Genomic DNA, 17,104 nt, shown 5'->3' with positions numbered 1-17,104 from the left:
TAACCGTCATCGCTACTTTTGCATCAGCGCGGCGATGTCGTCCTTGATCCGCAACCGTTCTTTCTTGAGCTTATCCAGGTCGTCGTCGGTCACTACGGCGGTGGGTTTTTCAGCCTTCACGACTTTTGTATCGATTTTCGAATATCGAGTGATCAGCGCGTCGAGATCCTTGTCCTTTTCGCGTTTTTTCTGAATGTCGTCTTCTGTGCACTTCAGATCCTGGCAGAGATCATGGGACACCGGCATGGAGCACCTCCTTCGTGAGTTCGGTGACAAGTGCTTTTCTGGGCACTGCCTGTCAGCAGCATGGCCTTGCCGATCGGGTTCTGTCGACCGCCAATCCGACCAGCGGTGACCGTTCGTCGTGCCACGACGCGTTCCGATAAAACCTTCCCCCGAGCTTTTCCCTCCATTGATCAGTACCCAGAGAATCACCTGTACAACCTGTGTGGAGACTGACCTATGGACAGATTTACCCTGCGTCAACTCGGCCTGGCTGTTGCCCTGAGTAGCAGCATGGGCATGGCATGGGCCGCGACTTCCAGCGACTTTGTCGACAACGCGGCGGCCGGCGGCATTGCGGAGATCGAAACCGGCAAACTGGCGCTGCAAAAAAGCCAATCGGCGGACATCAAGGAGTTCGCCAACAAAATGATTGCCGACCACACCAAAGCCAACGAAGAGCTGAAGGCGCTGGCGAAAAAACATGACATCGAAGTACCAGACGACACCACGTTGATGAAAAAGGCCAAGGCCAAGATTCTTGACGTGCGCGATGAGTCCTTCGATCCGGCCTATGCAAATAACCAAGTGATGGCTCACGAAGAGACCGTCGCCCTGTTCAAGAAAGAGGCTGAGACCGTCACTGACGATAAGAAGCCTGGCAGTACCGAACTGAAGGCATTTGCCCAGAAAATGCTGCCGGACCTGCAGCATCACCTGGAAATGGCGAAGAAGCTTCAAGCGGCCCACCCTAGTAAATAACGCCATCGTGAATAAAAAAGCCCGACTCTCGAGTCGGGCTTTTTTATTGATCAGCTGTCGGCTGTGTCGATATCAGCGTCAGTCTTGTCACCGGGTCCAGGCCGATCCGGTTCCGGCTTGAAACCGGGGCTGTAGGTGTTGTCGTTGTCCTGATGATTTTTCTTCTGATCGACCTCACGGGCAGCACTGTGAGCCTCGTGTGTTTCAGCCGGATTGGCAGGCTGGTTATCCGTCACTTGAGGATCGATTGCCGGATCGTTACGCGAGGCCGGGGTTTGCGTCTGGCCTTGTTGCTGAGTATTTGCAGAGTCGCTCATTAGACACCTCGTTCATGACCAGGCCGAATAGTGATCGGCCCTGCTTATTCGAAGGCAAAACGGCGGCTTGGGTTCCATTCTTTTACCGCGTTGGGCTCACTCGTCCAGTGCCGAACTGACCATCCGCGCCAATGCATCCGGGTTGTAGGGTTTGCTCAGCAGGTGGGTATCGGGGCTCAGTTGGTGATTGCGAGAGATGATGTCCCGGGTGTGTCCCGACGTGAACAGGACCGGCACCGGCGGGGTCTGTACCTTCGCCCAGGCCGCCAGGTCGGAGCTCTTGATCAGGCCGGGCATGACCACATCGGTGAAGATCAGGTCCACCGAGACGCCATCGAGCAACAATTTCATGGCCTCGTCGCCGTTGGCGGCGGTCAGGGTCCGATAGCCGAGCTGCTCCAACAACTCCACCGAGGCGCCGCGTACGTCGTCGTTGTCCTCGACCACCAGGATGGTTTCCTCCAGGCCGGATCGAAGCTCGCGGGGAGGTGCCTGTTCCGGGGACTCGGGCTTGTGGCTACGGGGAAAATACATATGCACCTGAGTGCCTTCGCCCGGGTGGCTGGCAATTTCGATGTTCCCGCCGCTCTGCTTGACGAACCCGAACACCATGCTCAATCCAAGCCCCGTGCCTTGGCCGTCGGTCTTGGTGGTGAAAAACGGCTCGAAGACCTGGTTCAGGACTTCGGGCGCCATGCCCGCGCCATGATCGATCACCGACAGTCGCACGTAATCCCCTGCCGCAACTCCTTTGCCGGCACAGGACGATTCGTCCAGGGCGATATTTTCCCCGAGCATTCTGATGACACCTTCGCCCCCCATGGCGTCGCGGGCATTGATCGCCAGGTTCAACAGGGCGTTTTCCAGCTGATTGCAATCGACGTGGATACACCAAGGCTCAGGAGGCAACGCCACCTCGATGCGGATGGTTTCGCCCAGGGCTCGCTGCAACAATTCACCCAGGCCCTCATAGATGCGCCGAGGGTTGTAGACCGCCGGTGACAACGGCTGGCGACGGGCGAAAGCCAGCAACTGCGACGACAGCTTGGCGCCCCGCTCCACGGCTTCGATGGATGCACCGACCCGCCGCTGGACGTTGGGATTGTCAGGCTCGTGGCGAGCCAGCAAGTGCAGGTTGCCGGCGATCACCTGGAGCAGGTTGTTGAAGTCATGGGCCACGCCTCCCGTGAGTCCGCCGATGGCCTCGAGTTTCTGCGATTGACGCAACTGCTCCTCGGCCGCCAACCGCGCCTGCACTTCACTGGCGACGCGTTGTTCCAGGTCGCGGGTGAACTTGAGCAGCGACGCTTCGGCGGTCTTGCGCTCGTTGATATCGATCAGTACGCCGGGAAACCGCAGGGGCTTGCCCAACGCATCGAACTCGCATCGCCCGCTGGCCAGCACCCAAAGGTAATCGCCCTCGCCACGGCGCAAGCGATATTCGGCGGTGTAGGGAGCGCCCGTGCGCACGGTCAGGTCGACCCGTTGTTCGACGTCGTCGATGTCGTCGGGATGGATGCGCTGGCGAGCGATCTGGATGGGCAGTGCATCCAGCGGGCACTCGGGCGGATAACCGAAAGTACGGGCGAAACGTTCATCGCCAGACAGCGTGTCGGTGGCGATATCCCAGACGAACGACCCCAGCAACGGCCCGGCCGAAAGCGCCAATTGGATACGCTCATTGACCGCACGGTAGCTGCGCTCGGCCTCTTGCCGGGCCCGCTCGCTCAGCACCAGCTCGGTGGTTTCCACGACAATCGCCAACACGCCGGCAGGCGAATGGTCATCGTCGGGGACCGGGCTGTAGTAGAGATCCAACCAGACGTCTTCGGGCTTGCCGTCGCGCAGCAGCACCAGCTCCTTGTTGCGGTAGGACAAGGTGCCGCCGCCCAGGCACACGTCCAATACGTGGCGGTTGAATTCGGCCACCTCCGGCCATCCCAGCTCCACCGCGCTCCCCAGCAGGTAGGGATGGCGGCCGCCGGCGAATTCGGCATAGGCGTCATTATAGATCATGTAGCCCTGGCGGCCCCACAGCATGACCATCGGCAATGGTGAAGCGAGCATCAGTTGGACCGCGCTGCGCAGGCTGGCGGACCAGTGCTCGATCGCACCCAGCTCCGTGCGACGCCAATCGTAGGCCCGGATGCGCCGGGCCATTTCTCCGTCCCAACCGGGACACCCGTTACTTTGGGATAAGAACTTCATGGAACGTCTCTCACCTCAAGCTACCAGCAGGGAAGCGGCATACCACAAGTCCCTTGTGCTAGTGCTTCGAGCGCGAGGTTGGCAATTGGTTTCATGCAGACTGACGACGCCAACCCTTTGTGGCGAGGGGATTTATCCCCTCGCCACAGATTTCAACCAAACATTCAGCGAAAATCCCGACTGCGCACATTGATGCCCGCCAGCAAGCCGCTCAAATCGCTCAGGCGCCCGGCAATCAGATGACGGACCTCGCCGACACTTTCCCAGCGCCCGTCCACCCTGAGCAATTGCGACCCTACCAGGACCTTGCGCTGGCGTTCGGCCAAGTCGCGCCAGACCACTACGTTGAGATTGCCGAACTCATCTTCCAGAGTGACAAAGGTCACCCCGCTGGCCGTGCCTGGACGTTGGCGACCAGTGACCAGCCCCGCGACGCTGACGTGGCGGCCATGCTCGACAGCCTGCAATTCCCGGGAGCTGCGGCAGCGTCGGGCGCGCAATTCGGAACGCAGCAAGGCCAGCGGATGAGGCCCCAGCGTCGTGCCCAGGGTGGCGTAGTCGGCGAACAGGTTTTCCCCCACCGTGGGTGTCGGCAAGGCCACGGTGGGCTCTTCCGGGCTGGGCAGGCCCGCGAACAAGCCCAGTTGTTTTTCCACTCCGGCAATTTCCCAACGGGCGCGATGGCGGTCGCCGGCCAGGCCGCGCAAAGCGTTGGCGTCCGCCAGTTGCTCCAGGGCCCGGGCGTCGAGTCGAGCCCGTTCGCCCAGGTCGGCCACATCGCTGAAAGCCAGCTGCCCGCGTGCCACCTCGATACGCCGGGCATCGTCCTCTCTAAACCCCTTGATCAGACGCAAGCCCATGCGAATCGCCGGCTGGCGGCCTTCCATCGGTTCCAGGCTGCATTCCCAGTCGCTGGCCCGCACGTCCACCGGACGGATCTGCAACTGATGCCGGCGAGCATCCTGGAGGATCTGGTCCGGGCTGTAGAAACCCATGGGCCAGCTGTTGATCAGGGCACAGGCGAACGCCGCCGGCTCGTGGCATTTGAGCCAACTGCTGGCGTAGGTCAGCAAGGCGAAACTGGCGGCATGGGATTCAGGAAAGCCGTAATTGCCGAAGCCCTTGATCTGTTCAAAGAGCTGCGCGGCGTATTCAGGTTTGTACCCTTTGGCCGCCATCCCGTCGGCCAATCTTTTCTTGTGGGGTTCGAGCCCGCCGTGGCGCTTCCAGGCGGCCATGGAACGACGTAACTGGTCCGCTTCGCCCGGGCTGTAGCCAGCGGCGACAATGGCGATCTGCATGACCTGTTCCTGGAACAGCGGAATGCCCAAGGTGCGGCCCAGCACTTCTTTCAATTCCGACGATGGATAAGTGATCTTCTCTTCTCCATTGCGCCGCCGCAGGTAGGGATGCACCATCCCGCCCTGGATGGGTCCCGGTCGCACGATCGCCACCTCGATCACCAGATCGTAGTATTCCTTGGGCTTGAGCCTGGGCAACATCGCCATCTGCGCCCGGGATTCGATCTGGAACACGCCGATGGTGTCGGCGCGGCTGATCATCTCGAACGTGGCCCGATCATCCTTGGGCAACGACGCCAGGGTATGACGCACGCCCCGGTAATGCGCGATCAAGTCGAAACAGCGACGAATCGCGCTGAGCATGCCCAGGGCCAGGATGTCCACCTTGAGCAGCCCGACCGCATCGAGGTCGTCTTTGTCCCACTGGATGATGGTGCGCTCGGCCATCGCGGCGTTCTCGACCGGCACCAGGGTGTCCAAGGGTTGCTGGGAAATCACGAAGCCGCCGGGGTGTTGGGACAGGTGCCGGGGGAAGCCGATCAGTTGCTGGGTCAGGCTCAACACCCGACGCAGCACCGGGCTCTCCGGGTCGAAACCACCCTCGCGCAAACGCTCCAGCGGCGGTGCCTCATCGCTCCAGCGCCCGCAGCAATCGGCCAGTGCATTGACCTGGTCCGGCGGCAGGCCCAGGGCCTTGGCCACGTCGCGTACCGCCCCGGCGGCGTGATAGCTGCTGACCACGGCTGTCAACGCCGCGCGATGCCGGCCGTAGCGCTGGAACACGTACTGCAGGACTTCCTCGCGACGTTCGTGTTCGAAATCGACGTCGATGTCCGGTGGCTCATTGCGCTCGCGGGACAGGAAGCGTTCGAACAACATGTCCGTCTGTGCCGGGTCGATTTCGGTGATGCCCAGGGCGTAGCACACCGCCGAGTTGGCCGCCGAGCCCCGGCCTTGGCAGAGAATGTGACGGCTACGGGCGAAACTGACGATGTCCTGCACGGTGAGGAAGTAGCTGTCGTAGCCCAGTTCGGCAATCAACTCCAATTCCTTGTCGATCTGCACGCGCACCTTTTCTGTGACGCCGTTCTTCCAGCGCTCGCGCATGCCGCGCGCGGTCAGTTCCCGCAGCCAGGACGCCGGATCATGGCCCTCGGGCACGAGCTCGCGGGGGTATTCATAGCGCAACTGACCGAGGTCGAACGTGCAGCGCCGGGCGATGTCCAGGGTTTCATCGAGCAAGGCGCGGGGGTAGAGATCGGCCAGGGCCTGGAGGCTGCGCAAGTGGCGTTCGCCGTTGGGGTGCAGACGCTGACCGGCCTCGGCAACGGTGACGTGGTGGCGAATGGCGGTCATGGTGTCTTGCAAGGCGCGGCGACCCCGCACATGCATATGCACGTCGCCCGTGGCGACGGCAGGAAGACCCAGGCGTTCGGCCAATGCGAGCAAGTCCGCGAGCCGTCGCTGGTCGTCTTGACCGCAATGCAACTGCACGGACAGCCAGAGTCTTTCGTTGAACACCTGTCGGAGCCAGCGCCCTTGCGCCTCGGGCGTCTTGCCATCGGGCACCCACAGGGCGAGCAGCCCTGGCAGCGGCTCGTCGAAGTCTTCTCGGACGATGCGATAACGGCCCTTTTCGCTGCGCCGCCGTGCGCGGGTGATCAGCCGGCACAAGGTTTGGTAGCCCTCGAGGTTTTCCACCAACAGCACCAGCTTCGGACCGTTCTCGACCTGGATTTCGCTGCCGACGATCAATTGCAAGTCCAGTTCCTTGGCTGCCTGCCAGGCCCGGACGATGCCGGCCAAGGTACATTCATCCGTCACCGCCAGGGCCCGATAGCCCTGCTGTTTGGCGCGACGGCACAATTCCAGGGCGCTGGAGGCGCCGCGCTGGAAGCTGAAGTTCGACAGGCAATGCAGCTCGGCATATTCGACGCTCATGCGAACCAACCTTGCAGCCACAACGGTCCGCCCTCGCCCACCGGTCGATAGGCCCAGCCGCGTTGGCCGGCGCGGGTTTCGATCAGGTAGTAATCACGGCGCACATCGGCGCCGTCCCACCAGCCGGACTCGATGCGCTCCGGGCCCATGAGGATTCGCGCCTGGCCTTCAGGCAAGACCTGGGGCTCGCCAAGCAGCCAGCCGGGACGCTGGACATCATCGCGCAGCGGACACATCTGTTGTTGCGGCTGGGGTTTCATCTGCCAGGCGCACTCGGGGCGGTGGTCATCGCCAAATCCCAACCCTTGCACGGCTTCGTCACCGAGGCGCGCCCGCAGCCGTTCGCGCAGTTGTTCCCACGGCAAGGACTGCTGGGGACGCTCGTCGAACAATTCCAGGCGCTGGGGCACGAAGCTCGGCAGGTCTTCGGCACACAAGCGAAAACCGCGCACGGGCGCCTCGACCTGCACCTGCTCGAGACGGCCACGGGCCAGCTCGAACAGCATCGAAGCATCCCGCTCGGCGCTGAGCAGGCCGACCTTGATCACCGTGTCCGGCAAACCGGCGTGTTCCAGGTGCAAATCAAAACGCTGCACGCCGCTGTCGCGGCCGCACAGGTAGGCCGACAGGTCACCGGTCAAACGTCGCAGAGGAAACAGCAATGCCTGGTGGGACTGCACGTCGTAGTTGAGTTCGATGCGCACATCGAAACGGTCCGGGGGCAGGTAGAACGACAGCGCCAGGGTGCGGCTGCCCACCAGCGCATCGAGGTGCTTGAGCATGTCGGCTTCGAAGCGCCGCGCCAGGGTGTGCCGGGGCAAGGCCTGGACTTGGCTGAGCCGGCGCAGGCCCATGCGCGACAAGGCCGTGGCAGCTTCGGGCGCCAGGCCGACTCGGTCCACTGGCATCTGTCCCAGGTACGCTTGCAAGGTCTCGTTATCGGGCACGACCAGGGCGTCGTAAGCATTGGCCAGCATCCGCGCCGCCACGGGATTGGGGGCGGCGACGATGCGATGACGAAAACCCAGCTCAGTCAATTCGGCCCGCAACCGCGCCTCGAACACCGGCCACGGCCCGAACAGCCCCAGGCTCGACTCGATCTCGAACAGCACCGTGCGTGGATAATGCACGCTCACCTGGGAGCTGAAACGATAGGCCCAGGCCGCCAGGAATCGTTGCCAGTTTTCGATCTGCGCCGCGTCGTACTCGGCGGTGGCGAACCCTTTGCTCAAGGCCTGGGCCGCGGTCATGGTCTGGCCGGGGCGCAGGCCCAGGGCGCGCGCCGGTTCATTGACCGCTTGCAGCACCCGGCGCTGGGCCGGGCCGGTCAGCAGCGCCAGGGGCTCGCTGGGGTCGGGGCGCTGGCGCAGCGCGGCATCCAGCGCCAATTGCGGGAAGAGAATACAGACCCAGCGCATCGCAACCTCAATGCCCTGTTTGTGGGGGGAACGCAATCGGCGCCGAACGCGCCAGCCCGCCCCGGGACTTGAGCACCCGCAATTGTGCGGGCCGGGCATCGATGGCGATGCGCAGGGCCGCCGGGGACGGGTTGATGGCTTCCTGGATCGAGCGCCAGGCGAACGCCAGCGTCTGGCCGGTTTCCGCCGCGACCTGCAAACGGCGCAAGGCCCGGTCATCCGCCTGGCGCGGCCAGCACAACACCGCGCCGCAACTGCCCGAGCGCAGACATTGTTCGGTGGCCCATAAGGCCTCCCGTGGATCGGCCTGGATGATCGACAACTGGCGCAAGTCCACCCCGGCGTTTCGCCAGGCCTGGGGATAGGGCACGAACGGCGGCGCCACCAACACGATCCGCTCCCCCGCCGCCGACAGCCGCGCCAGGGTCGGCCACACCAGTTGCAATTCGCCCACGCCCGGCGCGCCGATGAGAATTTCCGTCAACGCCGCTTCCGGCCAGCCACCACTGGGCAGTGCCGCATCCAGTACGGCGTGGCCGGTGGGCTGTGGACTGGCGGCCGGCGGCGCAGGCCGGCCCTTCCAGACCTGGCCGCCATTGAACAGCGTGTCCAGCGCAACGACGGCGCCCATCAGCCTTGTCTCACCAGGCCACAGAACACGCCTTCTATCGCCAGGTCCTGGTCGGCTTCGACGATGATCGGCTGATAGGCTGGGTTGCGTGGCAACAGGCGTACGCGCTCGCCGACTCGCTCAAAACGCTTGATGGTCACTTCACCGTCCAGGCGCGCCACGACAATCTGCCCGTTGGAAGCCTGGGGCGTGCGTTGCACACCCACCAGATCGCCGTCGAGGATACCGTCCTCGATCATCGAATCGCCCTGGACCCGCAGCAGGTAGTCCGGCGCTTTGGTGAAGATCGCCGGGTCCAGCAACAGACGGCTGTGGACCTCGGCATCGGCACCGATCGGCAGGCCGGCGGCCACCCGCCCCAACACCGGCACATCCAACAGTTCGGGACGCGGCGGCTGATTCAACAGCCGGATGCCCCGGGCCTGGTGCGGATTGACTTCGATGAAACCGGCTTCGGTGAGCGCCAACACATGCTTGCGCGCCACGCTGCGAGAGGCGAAACCAAACGCCTCGCTGATTTCAGCGAGGCTGGGAGGCTGGCCCTGTTCGGCGATGCGTTCGCGGATAAAGGTCAGGATGGCGGTACGGCGGGGAGTGAGAGTCGTCATGGAGTACATTTGTACTCCTGTCGGTTTTTTCTGACAAGCGCCGCCAGTCAGTTCACGGGTTGACTGCGCAAAATCAAATTGACCGTGTTGAATGATTTAGGGGCTGCCGACGCAGCCCAGTGGGAGCAAGCTCCCTCGCCACGGGTTCACCCTATTGCTCAAGTAACCAGCGTATCCCTGTGGGAGCGAGCTTGCTCGCGATGGCGGTGGGTCAGCTTGCAAACAGGTTGAATATACTGACGTCATCGCGAGCAAGCTCGCTCCCACAAGGGATAGGCAAAAAGCTACAGACCCGCCAGATAAGCCCAGGGAAAAATCCCCCGCTCGTGGCCATCGCTAAAGACCAACTGCACCCCATAACCCTGGCTATTGACCCCAACCACCCGGACCCGCGAATCAACCTGCACCGCCACGCCTTGCAGGCGAAACGCTCGACACCGCGAGCATGGGCATTGCCGGCGCAGCTCGGCATGGTCCAACTGTTGTTCGCGCCCATCAGGCCAACTCAGGCGCAACAGCCCCTTCTCCCGTGAATTGCCAATCGCCAGCGGGCTCATTGCAGTTGGCCCAAGGCAATGCGCACAGCCTTGCGTACCTCCGGATCGCCATCCTCCTGGGCGGCCTGCAACGCCGCAATGGCAGCAGGATCGTTCAACTCGCCCAAGGCCAGTGCTGCCTCCTTGCGCAGATTGCTGATGCGGTGGCCCAGGGTTTCGATCAATACCGCCAGGGCCGGGGCGTAGCGCAAACGACCCAGGCTGCGGGTCGCCCGCAAGCGCACTTGCCAGTAGTCGTCCGCCAGGGCATCGATCAGGGCCGGGCCGGCATCGGCGTGACCGACCTTGCCCAGCGTTGTAGCGGCTTCTTCGCGAACCGCCCACGCCGGGTCCCGCAAGGCCTGGCGCAGGGCTGGCAACACTTGCTCATCCGAAGCCAGGCCAAGGGCACCGGTGGCCGCGCGGCGTACTTCGCTGTCCGGGTCATCACTGGCGAGCCGGGCCAAGGCTGGCAAGGCGCCGAGGTGCTTGAGCCAGCCCAGCACGCCAACCGCTTCGCGGCGCACGCCAGCATCGTCATCGGCCAGGGCGGCGATGGATGCTGGCGCGGCATCGCCCAGGCGCAACTCGCGCAAGGCCCGGAAGGCCGCGACGCGGACACCGGCGTCGGCATGTGTCGTCCAAGGCAGGATCACTCTTCCTGCCGCCTCGCTCTTGAGCAGGCTCAAGCTTTTGGGCAGCAGCGGCCTGCACCGTCGGTGATCGATCGGTCAGGGCTTCGCACAAGCCTGCGACCACCGGCTCGTCCTCCCAGGCTTCGAGCAATCGCGCGGCTTCGGCGCGCACCTCGGCGCTGGGGTCACTGGCCAGGCGATCCACAAGCCACAACAGGCCTTCGGGCTCTTCAAGGTCGGCCAGTTCGATAAGGGCGATGCGGCGCACACCGGCGTCCTCGTCGGTAAGACGCGGTTGCAGGGCGAGAATGTCTTGGTTGTCGGTATTTTCAAATAGAGAGGTCATAGGGCAAATCGCGGCAAGGAGGTTTCAGGGGGCAACCCGAGGGGATTGAGGCGCGGCAATTGCTGGCCATCTTCATGACGCAGCAGCTCAAGGCAGTGGCGCTTCAATCGGGAGAATTCAGGGCTCGTCACCAGCTCAGTCGTGCGTGGCCGAGGAAAATCCAGGCGCAGATCCTCGATGATGCGACCCGGCCGTGGGCTCATCACCAGCAAGCGATCGGCCAGGAATAGCGCCTCGTCGATATCGTGGGTGACGAACACAACGGTGGTGCGGATGCGCGTCCAGATGTCCAGCAACAACTCCTGCATGTTCAAGCGCGTCAGTGCATCCAGCGCGCCGAAGGGTTCATCCATCAGCAACAAGCGCGGGCGGTTCACCAGCACCCGTGCGATCTCCACTCGCTGCTGCATGCCACCGGAGAGCTGGTCCGGCCAGTGCCCGGCAAAACCTTCCAGGCCCACCGAGGCGAGCATCTCATCGGCGGCTCGTTGTCGTTCGACTTTGCCCAGGCCACGCATCTTCAGGCCAAAGGCAACGTTGTCGCGCACGCTGCGCCATGGAAACAAAGTGTGCTGCTGGAACACCATGCCGCGCTGAGGCGAGGGACCGGCCACCGGCACCGCGTCGACGTTCAGCGTGCCGGTGCTCGGTTGCAGATGCCCGGCAAGGGCACCGAGCAAGGTCGATTTGCCGCAACCGGACGGCCCCAGGATGCAGACGAACTGGCCCGCCTCGATCTGGCAATCAAGCCCCTGCACCGCTTCGAAGGCCTGGGCACCCTGGCCCAGGACAATGGACAACTGGCGGATGTCGATCCGCCCTTCAGGCGTTTGCATCGCACTCATCAGGCTTTTCCTCGGGGCCGGTGCCAAGGCGTGAACAACCCGCCCAGGCGCTTGATCAACAAACTACTGCCCATCCCCAGCACGCCGATCAGCAACATGCCGACCACGATGTCGGGGTAGTTCTGCACGGTGTAGGACGCCCAGGTGTAGTAGCCGATGCCGTACTGGCCGGCGATCATTTCCGCCGTCACCAGGCAGAACCAGGACGTGCCCATGCCGATGGCGAGGCCAGTGATGATGCTCGGCGCGGCGCCCGGCAGAATCACTTCCAGCAGGATGGCCCGGCGTCCCGCCCCGAGGCTTTTCGCTGACGCGACCAGCCGCCGGTCCACCCCTTCGACGCCGTGCACGGTGTTGAGCAGGATCGGGAACAGCGCGCCGGTGAAGGTGATGAACATCATCGACAATTCCGACGACGGGAACATCAGAATCGCCAACGGAATCCAGGCCACCGCCGGGATCGGCCGCAGGACTTCCAGTGGCGGCAACAGCAAGTCTTCGGCCCATTTCGAACGACCGATGGCCACGCCCAGCGCCACGCCAATCAGCAGCGCCGCACCGTACCCGGCAAAGACCCGCCCCAGGCTGCTGCCCAGGTGCCGCGCAAGATTGCCCGATTCCCCCAGGCCAAGCGCGGCCTGGAGTACCGCCAATGGGGCCGGGACGTTGGCGAAGGTCACCAGGCCGAGGTCCCAATGACCGTCGGCGGCGAGCTGCCAGAACAGCAGGCAGAGCAGCAGTGAAGCGGCTCGCAGGAGCCAGCGTTTGGGTGATGGGTACACAAATCTTCCTCCGGAGTGGAATCCTTGTGGGAGCGAGCTTGCTCGCGATGGCGTCAGATCAGTTGAAATCGAATTGGCTGACACACCGCTATCGCGAGCAAGCTCGCTCCCACAGGGGACGGTGCCAGGTCAACGGGCGGCGACCGCCTGGGTCGTCGCCTCGGTGAAATCCAGGACCTTGCCACCCTGGGCCGTGGCAAACCGCTCGGCCTGCCCTTTCAACAGGAACGCGCTGAGCTGGCCCTTGGCATCGCTGGCGAACCACGCCTGCTCGGCCAGCAGCTTGATCCCGCTGTCGCTGGCCTGTGCGTAGACGGCTCGGATACCCTTGCCTTCCTGCTTGAGGCTCGCCAGCGCGGTGAAGGCTGACTGCGCGGAGGCGTAATGGCGCACTTTCGGCTCGCCGCGTACCCAGATTTCGGCCACGTGGCGGGCATCGGTGATGGCCTGGCCGGTCGCAGTATCGGCGCTGCCCAGCGGGGTCTGAGCGTAGTTGGCCAGTTGCGCGGTGTAATCCAGGTTCGAAGCCTTGAAGGCGGCGCGGATGTACTGGTCATCGATGAAGGTGTTGAGGTCCAGCCCGCGATCGGCTTTCTTCAGCAGCTTAAGGGTGTCGATGGCGGTGCCCACGGCCTGGCGGTATTCCGGTTTCCAGGTCAGGTCGCGGGTCTGCACGCCCAGCGGCCCGTGGAACAGATAATTGACCTCGGCATCCACGCCGGTGACCTTGGCGATCAGCTCGCTGTACTTCTCAGGCTCGGCGGCCAGCAACTGGTTGGCTTCGATGGATGCACGCAGGTAGGCGACGACGATTTCCGGGTACTTCCTGGCATAGGCCTGGTCCACCAGGGCGCCATGGAATGTTGGCGTCTTGGCCTGGGCGCCATCGTAGATCTTGCGGGCAAAACCACGGCTGGGGAACAGTTCGGCGAACGGCACGAAATCAGCGTGGGCGTCGATCTTGCCGGCCTCCAACGCCGAGCCGGCGACCTCCGGTGGCTGGGCGATGATGTTCACATCCTTGAGTGGATCCCAGCCTTGGGCCGCGACGGCGCGCAGTAGCATGCCGTGGGCGGTGGAGGCAAAGGGCACGGAAATGGTCTTGCCCTTGAGCTCGGCCAGGGACTGAACGCCCGAGGCGCTCGGCACGACGATGCCATTGCCGCTGCCCTGGGTGCTGCCCGACAACACGCTGATGAACAGGCTGTGCTTGCCGGCGGTTTCGAACGCCACGCCATTGAAGGCGCCGGGGAAATCGGCCATGGCGCCGAAATCGAGCTTGCCCGCCACCATCTCGTTGGTCAGTGGCGCGCCGCTGGTGAAGTTTTTCCACTGGATGTCGTATTGGGCATCCTTGTACGCGCCGTCGTGGGGCAGGTATTTGTCCAACAGGCCCAACTCCCGAATCAACAACCCACCGGCGGCGCAGTTGATGGTGGTGTCCTGGGTGCCGATGGCGATGCGGATGGTTTCTGCCTGGGCAGGCAGGGTCAATGAAGCCAGTACCAGACCGGCCAATGCTGCACGCAATAACATGGGTGTGTCCCCTCGAATCGTTTATGGGTATTTCGTCTCCGCCGCGATCAGGGCGCGGTGGGAAACGAGGGGTGTTGTGGGTTTAGCGTCCGGGGTGGCCGGATGGCGTTTTGTGGTGTCTGTGGTGGCCTCTTCGTCGGAACGCCGCCCGGAGCAGGCTCGCTCCCACAGGGTTTATCGGTGTACACAACTATCGCGAATGGCTTCAGTCCACTGTGGGAGCAAGCCTGCTCGCGATGGCGTCGTCGCAATCAGCGCAACAGATACGGAATCTCGACTTTCACCGCCCCCGTCGGGCAGTCTTTTTCACAGGGCATGCAATACCAGCACTCATCGAACGCCATGTAGGCCTTCTGCGTTGCCGGGTTGATCGCCAGCAAGTCCATGGGGCAGACATCGACGCAGACCGTGCAGCCTTTGTGGGCGATGCATTTGTCCTCGTCCACGGTGACGGGGGCGTTGGAGCGGAAGAAGATTTCCTGGGGTTGGTAGGCCATGGGCGTTCTCTTTGAGTGAAGGGTTCAAGCCGCGTCGGCACCGACCCGCAGCCGGTCATAGGCCTGCAGCTCGTCGGCATCGAGGGCGATGATGTAGGGCTCGACCGCTTTCTTGAAGGAAGTCATCTGGCCGTCCTCGCCTTTCTTCAGGTGGCAATGGCAGAACCAGTCGCTGTCGTTGCGCTGCGGGTGGTCGACCCGATAGTGGTACAGCCCCCAACGGCTTTCCGCGCGAAACAGCGATGCGCGGGCGGCCATTTCGGCGCAGTCGCGGATGACGCTGACCTCCATGGCACGCATCAGCTCATGGGCGTTGTGAGCCTTGATCTGATCCAGGTCGCGCTGGATATCGCTGAAGCGTTGCAAGCCGATCTGCATTTTTTTCGTGACCTTCGGCGGCTGCAGGTAATCGTTGACGAAACGTCGCAGCTTGTATTCCACCTGGGCCGGCGGCAGGCCGTGCTCGCGCTCCAGTGGCGCGTAAACGCGCGCCCTCTCCCGTTCGATCTGCCCAGCATCCAGCACCGAGAAATCCTTCCCCGCCACAAAATCCGCGGCGTTGTTGCCGGCAAACCAGCCGTAGGTGAACGCACCGAGCATGTAGTTGTGCGGCACCGCCGCCATGTCACCCGCCGAGTACAACCCCTTGACCGAGGTTTCCGCCCGCTCGTTGACCCACACGCCCGAGGCCGAGTGACCGCTGCAAAAGCCGATTTCGGAAATGTGCATCTCTACCATCTGCGTGCGGTAGTCGGTGCCACGGTTGGCGTGGAACTGGCCGCGACTGGGGCGTTCGTTGCTGTGCAGGATCTCTTCGATGTTCTGGATGGTCTCCTCGGCCAAGTGATCGAGCTTGAGGAACACCGGGCCATTGCCGCCTTCGAGTTCCTGGTGGAACTCCCACATCATCTGCCCGCTCCAGTAGTCGCATTCGATAAAGCGCTCGCCCTTGTTGTTGGCGGTGTAGCCGCCCAGGGGACCGGTGACGTAGGCGCACGCCGGGCCGTTGTAATCCTTGATCAACGGGTTGATCTGGAAGCATTCCAGGTTCGCCAGCTCGGCACCGGCGTGATAGGCCATGGCGTAGCCGTCGCCGGCATTGGTCGGGTTTTCATAGGTGCCCATCAGGTAGCCCGAGGCCGGCAACCCCAGGCGTCCCGCGGCGCCGCAGCAGAGGATGACCGCTTTGGCCTTGATCACATGGAAGTCGGCGGTGCGGCAATCGAAGCCCATCACACCGTTGACCGCCCCCGCTTGGTCAGTCAGCAAGCGCGTGCAGACCAGACGATTGGTGATGCTCACCCGCGCCCGCTTCAACTGCCGGTACAGGACTTTCTTGATGTCGTGCCCTTCCGGCATCGGCAGCACATAGGCGCCCATGTGGTGGACTTTTTTCACCGCGTAGTCGCCGGTTTCGTCCTTCTCGAACCTCACGCCCCATCGATCCAGTTGCTCGATCGTTTCGAAACTGTGCGTCGCGTAGGCGTACACCGCCGCCTGGTTGACGATGCCGTCGTTGGCGATGGTGATTTCCTTGGTGTACTGCTCAGGCGTCGAATGGCCCGGGATAATTGCGTTGTTCAAGCCGTCCATGCCCATGCTGATGGCGCCGCTGCGCTTGACGTTGGCCTTGTCCACCAGCAGGACGCGCAGGTCCCGGTTGCGTTCCTTGGCCTTGATCGCCGCCATGGGGCCGGCGGTACCACCACCGATGACGACGATGTCGTATTCCTGTTCGAGGGTATTCGTTGAGCGTTGGGTCATGCCTGCGTCCCTTTTTGCCGGTCGATCCGCAAGCGATACTGGAAAGCATCGCCGCGGTAGTAGAGGTATTCGAAATCCAGCGGTCGCCCATCGGCGCCATGGGTCAGGCGTTCGATGCGCATCACGGGCGACCCTGGCTCGACCTCCAGGGCTTGGCACAGCTCGCTGTCGGCCAGCACCGCATCGATGGCAAGGTCCGCGTGGCCGAGGGCCAGGCCGCAATCGTTTTCCAGAATCAGGAAAATGTCCCGTGTAACCAGATCGGCTTTTTCCAGGCGCTCGCCGAGGTCCTTGGGCAGGTAGGTAATCTCCAACGACACCGGTTCGCGGTTGATCAGCCGCACCCGTTTGATCTGCGCCACCACATCCCCCTCCGCAACCTTCAACCGCTCGGCCACCGGCTTGTCGGCGGGAATGAATTTGAAACTGCGAAGACGATTGATCACCTCGAAGCCGCGGCCGGTCATGGACTCGGCCAAGCCCTGGAGGGTGCTGACGTTCTGGAAGGTCTTGGGTTTTGCGACAAAAGTGCCTTTGCCATGGATCTTGAAAATCAGACCTTCCTTTTGCAGGTCCCCCAAGGCCTGGCGCACGGTGATTCGGCTGACGCGAAACAACGCACCCAGCTCGCTTTCCGAAGGCATCTGGCTGCCTTGGGGGTATTCACCGTCGAGAATGCGCGTGCGCAACAGGTCGCGCAGTTGCAGGTGCAGCGGCACGCTGCTGAGGGAAAGAACGTTGTCAGGCATGGCTTC

General features: G+C 63.1%; 15 protein-coding genes and 1 pseudogene. 1 reads left to right on the top strand and 15 read right to left on the bottom strand.

Annotation, left to right across the window (positions count from 1 at the left end; translation table 11 throughout):
* Positions 1–12: 12 nt before the first annotated feature.
* A complete protein-coding gene (locus tag DOCECA_RS06665) occupies positions 13–246 on the bottom strand; it encodes a YdcH family protein (RefSeq protein ID WP_420764504.1) in 234 nt (77 codons plus the stop codon).
* 216 nt (positions 247–462) lie between these two features.
* On the opposite strand from DOCECA_RS06665, the gene DOCECA_RS06660 reads away from it, so the two are divergent.
* Complete coding sequence (locus tag DOCECA_RS06660) at positions 463–984, top strand: DUF4142 domain-containing protein (protein ID WP_420764505.1); 522 nt, start codon at positions 463–465, stop codon at positions 982–984.
* A gap of 50 nt (positions 985–1,034) precedes the next feature.
* Here DOCECA_RS06660 and DOCECA_RS06655 read toward each other — a convergent pair whose 3' ends face one another.
* From DOCECA_RS06655 to DOCECA_RS06590, 14 genes and pseudogenes are all read right to left on the bottom strand, one after another.
* On the bottom strand, positions 1,035–1,301 hold the full coding sequence (locus DOCECA_RS06655; protein WP_420764506.1) for a hypothetical protein: 267 nt from the start codon (positions 1,299–1,301) through the stop codon (positions 1,035–1,037).
* A gap of 96 nt (positions 1,302–1,397) precedes the next feature.
* The gene (locus tag DOCECA_RS06650) at positions 1,398–3,509 is read right to left on the bottom strand and encodes an ATP-binding protein (RefSeq protein WP_445571633.1); all 2,112 of its coding nucleotides are present in this window, start codon (positions 3,507–3,509) and stop codon (positions 1,398–1,400) included.
* A gap of 164 nt (positions 3,510–3,673) precedes the next feature.
* Complete coding sequence (locus tag DOCECA_RS06645; protein ID WP_445571632.1) at positions 3,674–6,772, bottom strand: error-prone DNA polymerase; 3,099 nt, start codon at positions 6,770–6,772, stop codon at positions 3,674–3,676.
* Positions 6,748–8,169, bottom strand: a complete 1,422-nt coding sequence (locus DOCECA_RS06640) for a Y-family DNA polymerase (protein WP_420764509.1) — start codon at positions 8,167–8,169, stop codon at positions 6,748–6,750. Before DOCECA_RS06640 ends, DOCECA_RS06645 begins: the two co-directional genes overlap by 25 nt.
* A 7-nt stretch (positions 8,170–8,176) precedes the next feature.
* The gene (gene imuA, locus DOCECA_RS06635; RefSeq protein ID WP_434650660.1) at positions 8,177–8,800 is read right to left on the bottom strand and encodes a translesion DNA synthesis-associated protein ImuA; all 624 of its coding nucleotides are present in this window, start codon (positions 8,798–8,800) and stop codon (positions 8,177–8,179) included.
* Positions 8,800–9,417, bottom strand: a complete 618-nt coding sequence (lexA, locus tag DOCECA_RS06630) for a transcriptional repressor LexA (RefSeq protein WP_420764511.1) — start codon at positions 9,415–9,417, stop codon at positions 8,800–8,802. The genes imuA and lexA overlap by 1 nt, the downstream gene beginning before the upstream one ends.
* A 275-nt stretch (positions 9,418–9,692) precedes the next feature.
* Entirely contained in the window at positions 9,693–9,965 is a 273-nt protein-coding gene (locus tag DOCECA_RS06625; protein WP_420764512.1) for a DUF971 domain-containing protein, read from the bottom strand.
* Positions 9,962–10,925, bottom strand: a pseudogene (locus DOCECA_RS06620) (HEAT repeat domain-containing protein). Before DOCECA_RS06620 ends, DOCECA_RS06625 begins: the two are co-directional and overlap by 4 nt.
* On the bottom strand, positions 10,922–11,770 hold the full coding sequence (locus tag DOCECA_RS06615; protein ID WP_420764514.1) for an ABC transporter ATP-binding protein: 849 nt from the start codon (positions 11,768–11,770) through the stop codon (positions 10,922–10,924). The pseudogene DOCECA_RS06620 and the gene DOCECA_RS06615 overlap by 4 nt, the downstream one beginning before the upstream one ends.
* Positions 11,770–12,552, bottom strand: a complete 783-nt coding sequence (locus tag DOCECA_RS06610; RefSeq protein ID WP_445571631.1) for an ABC transporter permease — start codon at positions 12,550–12,552, stop codon at positions 11,770–11,772. Before DOCECA_RS06610 ends, DOCECA_RS06615 begins: the two co-directional genes overlap by 1 nt.
* Positions 12,553–12,681: 129 nt before the next feature.
* A complete protein-coding gene (locus DOCECA_RS06605) occupies positions 12,682–14,088 on the bottom strand; it encodes an ABC transporter substrate-binding protein (RefSeq protein WP_445571630.1) in 1,407 nt (468 codons plus the stop codon).
* A 251-nt stretch (positions 14,089–14,339) separates the two neighbouring features.
* A complete protein-coding gene (locus DOCECA_RS06600) occupies positions 14,340–14,585 on the bottom strand; it encodes a 4Fe-4S dicluster domain-containing protein (protein ID WP_003180418.1) in 246 nt (81 codons plus the stop codon).
* Between the two features lie 24 nt (positions 14,586–14,609).
* On the bottom strand, positions 14,610–16,349 hold the full coding sequence (locus tag DOCECA_RS06595) for a fumarate reductase/succinate dehydrogenase flavoprotein subunit (RefSeq protein WP_445571629.1): 1,740 nt from the start codon (positions 16,347–16,349) through the stop codon (positions 14,610–14,612).
* Positions 16,346–17,098, bottom strand: coding sequence for a GntR family transcriptional regulator (locus tag DOCECA_RS06590; protein WP_420764518.1), 753 nt, complete (start codon positions 17,096–17,098; stop codon positions 16,346–16,348). Before DOCECA_RS06590 ends, DOCECA_RS06595 begins: the two co-directional genes overlap by 4 nt.
* Between the last annotated feature and the right edge of the window lie 6 nt (positions 17,099–17,104).

The sequence above is a fragment of the Pseudomonas sp. E102 genome (assembly GCF_052660185.1).
The sequence above is the reverse complement of the archived record's forward strand: the minus strand, read 5'-3'. Positions and strand labels throughout refer to the sequence as shown.

Excerpts from the sequence above, each read along its gene's own strand:
- DOCECA_RS06625 (WP_420764512.1), bottom strand. The coding sequence starts at position 9,965 with ATGAGCCCGCTGGCGATTGGCAATTCACGGGAGAAGGGGCTGTTGCGC.
- imuA (WP_434650660.1), bottom strand. The coding sequence starts at position 8,800 with ATGGGCGCCGTCGTTGCGCTGGACACGCTGTTCAATGGCGGCCAGGTC.
- DOCECA_RS06660 (WP_420764505.1), top strand. The coding sequence starts at position 463 with ATGGACAGATTTACCCTGCGTCAACTCGGCCTGGCTGTTGCCCTGAGT.
- DOCECA_RS06615 (WP_420764514.1), bottom strand. The coding sequence starts at position 11,770 with ATGAGTGCGATGCAAACGCCTGAAGGGCGGATCGACATCCGCCAGTTG.
- DOCECA_RS06590 (WP_420764518.1), bottom strand. The coding sequence starts at position 17,098 with ATGCCTGACAACGTTCTTTCCCTCAGCAGCGTGCCGCTGCACCTGCAA.
- DOCECA_RS06655 (WP_420764506.1), bottom strand. The coding sequence starts at position 1,301 with ATGAGCGACTCTGCAAATACTCAGCAACAAGGCCAGACGCAAACCCCG.
- DOCECA_RS06665 (WP_420764504.1), bottom strand. The coding sequence starts at position 246 with ATGCCGGTGTCCCATGATCTCTGCCAGGATCTGAAGTGCACAGAAGAC.
- DOCECA_RS06595 (WP_445571629.1), bottom strand. The coding sequence starts at position 16,349 with ATGACCCAACGCTCAACGAATACCCTCGAACAGGAATACGACATCGTC.
- DOCECA_RS06640 (WP_420764509.1), bottom strand. The coding sequence starts at position 8,169 with ATGCGCTGGGTCTGTATTCTCTTCCCGCAATTGGCGCTGGATGCCGCG.
- DOCECA_RS06605 (WP_445571630.1), bottom strand. The coding sequence starts at position 14,088 with ATGTTATTGCGTGCAGCATTGGCCGGTCTGGTACTGGCTTCATTGACC.
- DOCECA_RS06600 (WP_003180418.1), bottom strand. The coding sequence starts at position 14,585 with ATGGCCTACCAACCCCAGGAAATCTTCTTCCGCTCCAACGCCCCCGTC.
- DOCECA_RS06650 (WP_445571633.1), bottom strand. The coding sequence starts at position 3,509 with ATGAAGTTCTTATCCCAAAGTAACGGGTGTCCCGGTTGGGACGGAGAA.
- lexA (WP_420764511.1), bottom strand. The coding sequence starts at position 9,417 with ATGTACTCCATGACGACTCTCACTCCCCGCCGTACCGCCATCCTGACC.